The organism is Klebsiella sp. K47 (genome assembly GCF_051858335.1).
GTDB classification, from domain to species: domain Bacteria; phylum Pseudomonadota; class Gammaproteobacteria; order Enterobacterales; family Enterobacteriaceae; genus Klebsiella; species Klebsiella pneumoniae.
The window spans coordinates 1-324 of sequence record NZ_JBPYUI010000116.1; the positions used below are offsets into that span (position 1 = coordinate 1).

Genomic DNA, 324 nt, shown 5'->3' on the forward strand with positions numbered 1-324 from the left:
CTGATCTTTCCATGTTGTTCGATATCAAGGCGATCGCCTTCGACCAGTACCGCATAAAATATCTTGAGCCGGAATTAGAGAGCGCTTCTGTATCAGTACCGCTGATACCTCACGGGCAGGGATACTACAAGGCGCAGGATTCCGGACTGTGGATGCCTCATTCCATCGAACTTTTTGAACAGATGCTCGATGATGGCGTAATCATTATTAAAACAAACCCCTGCCTCCGATGGAACGCTGCTTCCGCCGTAACCGAAGCCGACCAGAAGGAAAACCGCATATTCGCCAAGAAAAAGAGTACTGGTCGAATAGATGGTGTGGTTG

1 protein-coding gene is annotated in these 324 nt (G+C 48.8%); it reads left to right on the forward strand.

Translation table 11 applies throughout. From position 1 onward, the window contains the following. Window positions 1-324, forward strand: a 324-nt coding sequence (locus RRF55_RS27345) for a terminase TerL endonuclease subunit (RefSeq protein ID WP_439419213.1), incomplete at both ends; no start/stop codon positions are given.